At 39.9% G+C, this 3615-nt stretch carries 5 protein-coding genes; 4 read left to right on the top strand and 1 reads right to left on the bottom strand.

Translation table 11 applies throughout. The features are described from left to right. The 4 genes from UC75_RS03635 to UC75_RS03620 all read left to right on the top strand — a co-directional run. Positions 1-792, top strand: a 792-nt coding sequence (locus UC75_RS03635) for an ABC transporter substrate-binding protein (protein WP_049836722.1), incomplete at its 5' end; no start/stop codon positions are given. A gap of 2 nt (positions 793-794) precedes the next feature. Next, positions 795-1805: a FecCD family ABC transporter permease gene (locus UC75_RS03630; protein ID WP_128825127.1), complete on the top strand. Its 1011-nt coding sequence runs from the start codon at positions 795-797 to the stop codon at positions 1803-1805. Then, positions 1802-2566, top strand: a complete 765-nt coding sequence (locus tag UC75_RS03625) for an ABC transporter ATP-binding protein (protein ID WP_000614440.1) — start codon at positions 1802-1804, stop codon at positions 2564-2566. The genes UC75_RS03630 and UC75_RS03625 overlap by 4 nt, the downstream gene beginning before the upstream one ends. Before the next feature lie 2 nt (positions 2567-2568). Further along, entirely contained in the window at positions 2569-3057 is a 489-nt protein-coding gene (locus UC75_RS03620; protein ID WP_049836720.1) for a GNAT family N-acetyltransferase, read from the top strand. On the opposite strand, the gene UC75_RS03615 is transcribed toward UC75_RS03620, so the two are convergent. Further along, the coding region (locus tag UC75_RS03615) for a helix-turn-helix domain-containing protein (protein ID WP_228137059.1) at positions 3052-3615 on the bottom strand (564 nt) is incomplete at its 5' end. The two genes, UC75_RS03620 and UC75_RS03615, sit on opposite strands and share 6 nt — an antisense overlap.

Below are 3615 nucleotides of genomic sequence, written 5' to 3'. Positions count from 1 at the left end.
CCAGCCGAAGTATACATCCAACCTTTATTATTTAATGCCTATTCAAAAATAGATCAACGTATTGCCAATAAACAGCTTGCGACGCCTTCACAAGGGGCAAATGCAACCAATATTGAAAGTCTTGTGTTGTTAAAACCTGATCTGGTAATTTTGGGGAGCGGGCAAACTCAAACGATTGAACTGTTACGGCAGTTTGGTATTGCTGTATATGTCATGGAGTCCGGTACTTACCAGCAAGTAAAAGAAGAACTATCAGAAATTGCCGTTTTAAGCGGTGCCCAAAAGCGTGCTCAGGAAATTCTAAATTTCTCAGATGAAATTGTGGCGGAGGTCGCAGCCAAAACTGCACGTCAGCCAAATAAACAATCGATTTACTATGCGTGGTCAGGAGGGCGTATTTTTTCTACCTCTGGACGTCAGTCGATTACCAATGATTTTATTGAACTCGCTGGTGCTTACAACATTGTTCAGACCGATGCTAACCAGCCCAATGTAAATCCCGAGACTTTAATTGAATGGAATCCTGACAATATTGTGCTTTGGAATACAAACCCAAAACTGATTTATGAACGAAAAGAATTACAAGGCTTAAATGCCGTACAAAACCGTAAGGTATTTAATTTGAGTCCTGCATTTATATATAACCCTCATACCATCAAAATCATTATTACGGCGATTTATTTGAATCATAGTATTTATCCTGAACAGTCTGATTTACCAGTAAGTGCTTTACAACAGCGTATTTTAACTAAGTTGTATGGTGAGCAGCTTGCCAAAGCGTTGGTGCAATGAATATGGAAAAGCTGAAATATTATTGGTTTTACCCGCTACCGTTCGTGATGATTTTTATCTCGTTGCTCATAGGGCCAACGCAGACCTTGAGTGCATGGGACTATTTGCGGTGGGGTGTGCAAGCAGTGTTTGGTACACCGTATTTTGATGTGGAACAATTTAGACTGATGCAAAACATTTTGGTCAATGTCAGATTACCCAGAATTTTACTGACTTTTATGGTGGGGGCTGCGTTAGCAACTGCGGGAAATGGTTTACAGGCATTGTTTCGTAATCCTTTAGTTGACTCGTATGTACTCGGTATATCATCTGGTGCGGCGTTCGGTGCAGCTTTGGCACTTTCTTTAAGTTGGCTTTCACCAAACCTATCCGCCTTTATTTTTGGCGTGTGCGCTGTTGGTTTAACATATTTATTTGCCCATCAAAAACATGAAAGTCAGACGTCTTTAGTAATGGTAATTTTATCGGGCATGATTGTTTCGGGGCTGTTTTTGGCAGGACTTATAGTTATTCAATACTTAAGTGATCCATTTAAATTACAAGCGATCGTGCAATGGACGATGGGCAACTTACATCAGGCTTCTTGGCAAAAAGTTCAATACGCCGTGCTACCGATTTGTATTGGACTTATCGGGTTATTTACGATGCGTTGGCGCCTAAACTTAATGGCACTCGGTGCCGAAGAAGCGCAGGCAGTTGGTGTTAACCCACGCTGGGAACAGCTTCTTTTAATTGCGCTGGTAACTGTATGTACCTCAACTTCTGTGGCTGCTGCTGGCATTATTAGTCTATATGGGCTGTTTATGCCGCATATTGTGAGAATGTTGGTTGGGCCAGATCACCGCTACAGCATTCCTGCCAATATGGTGTTGGGCGGCAGTTTTCTACTGTTGATTGATAACTTTTCTCGGGTTTTACTGACGTTTGAAATACCGATTGGCATTTTTACCATGTTACTTGGTGCACCATTTTTCTTATTATTAATGAAAACACAGAGGACTCATTGGGCATGATTCAAATTGATCAGTTAAATTATGCCTATGGGCACAAACAGGTCCTTAAAAATATTCATCTGGAGTTTCCTGAAAATCAGTTTTCAGTGATTTTAGGGCGTAATGGTTGCGGAAAATCGACACTTTTTAAATTGATGGCTGGTTTAGAACCCGTAAAAGATGGGTTGATTCGTTACTCTGGAAAACCATTATCAGACTTTAAAGGGAAAGATCGGGCAGCCTTACTCGGCTTTTTACCGCAGTTTCATAAAACCGTATTTCCATTTTTAGTTAAAGATGTAGTGATTACTGGGCGTGCTGCTTTTAGCAGATATAGACCTTCAAAATCAGACTGGGAACGTGTAGACCAAGCTTTGCTTGATTTAGATATTGAGCATTTGCGTGACCGCCCTTATACCGAGCTATCGGGAGGTGAACGGCAATTGGTTATGATTGCCCGTATTTTAGTACAAGCACCGAAAGTCATTTTGCTCGATGAGCCAACCAATCATCTCGATGTTTATTACCAGTCTTATTTAATGAAAAAATTGCGTCAGTTGTCGCGGCAAAATTTTACGGTGATTGCGATTATGCATGATCCCAACTTGGCTTTTTTATTTGCAGATCATTTGTTTTTTATGCGCCAACATGAGGTAGTTAAGCCTGAGTCAAAAACACGAATAACCGATCCGAAGTTTTTAAAAAGTGTCTATGATGTTGAGTTCCATGAAGCCATGATTCAAGACAAAACCATTGTTATCCCTGATCATTCTTGGCTATAAATATGACTTTTCACTATCATCTAGCAGACAAATCAGACTATGCATCTGCGGTAGAGTTTGCACTTTATACAAGACATTTATTATTTCCAGAAATCTATCATGGGCAAGTCCCCAAAGATTTAAAAAATTTTGGGCAATATTATGTTAATGATCCATTAGGTTGCTTTATTACGGTAAAAGATAAAAACCGTATTATTGGCACTATTGCATATCGGGCGTATGACCATCGTTTTGATTTAAATTTGCCATCTAAGACAGTGGAAGTGGTTAAGTTGTTTGTATTGCCTGAATACCGCCGCAATGGCATCGCAACCATGCTATGTAAAATGTTGTTTAGCCATGCACAGAAGAATGAAATTACTACTTTGTATTTGCATACCCATCCATTTTTACCTGCGGCTGAAGAGTTTTGGCGGCTTCAAGGGTTTGACGTTATTAAACGAGAATGGATCGATACGTATGACACCATTCACATGAGTAAATCTTTATAGCGCTTTATTATGTGCATGAAATCTTTTTTGAAAATGGGTAGGCGGATAACCCATAATTTTACTGAACATTGCTGTAAAAGCTGCCGAGTGTTCATAGCCCAAACTAAAGGCAATTTCCGTAATTGAGATATTTTCTTTTAAGGTATTTAAAGCGTAGATGATGCAGACTCGATTACGCCAAGCTTGAAAGGACATGCCAGTTTCAGACTTAAACCAACGATGAAAAGTCCGCTCGCTTTTATTGTGGTCATGTGCCCAATCTTTAGGGCTGCTATGAATGTCAGGATGCTGCATAAAATCAGCACACTGTTTAGATAACAATGTGTTGTGAGGCAGAGGAATAAACAGAGGTAGTGCTGGTGCAGCTTCTAATTCATATAACAATAAATCGATAAGAGCACCGTCACGATCTGCACGCTGGTAATCAATAGATAGCTGATTTGCCTGAATGAGCAGTTGATGTAGCAGAGGAGATACTTGCACAACTTCGCAATATGTTGCCTGTCTTGGTGCATTACTCACTTCTATATACAAACTATAAGTACTGACTTTAGACAA

Origin of the sequence: Acinetobacter sp. V2, assembly GCF_001188385.1 — a bacterium.
Lineage (GTDB): Bacteria > Pseudomonadota > Gammaproteobacteria > Pseudomonadales > Moraxellaceae > Acinetobacter > Acinetobacter oleivorans.
Note: the sequence above shows the minus strand (reverse complement) of the source record. Positions and strands in the feature narration are given on the sequence as shown.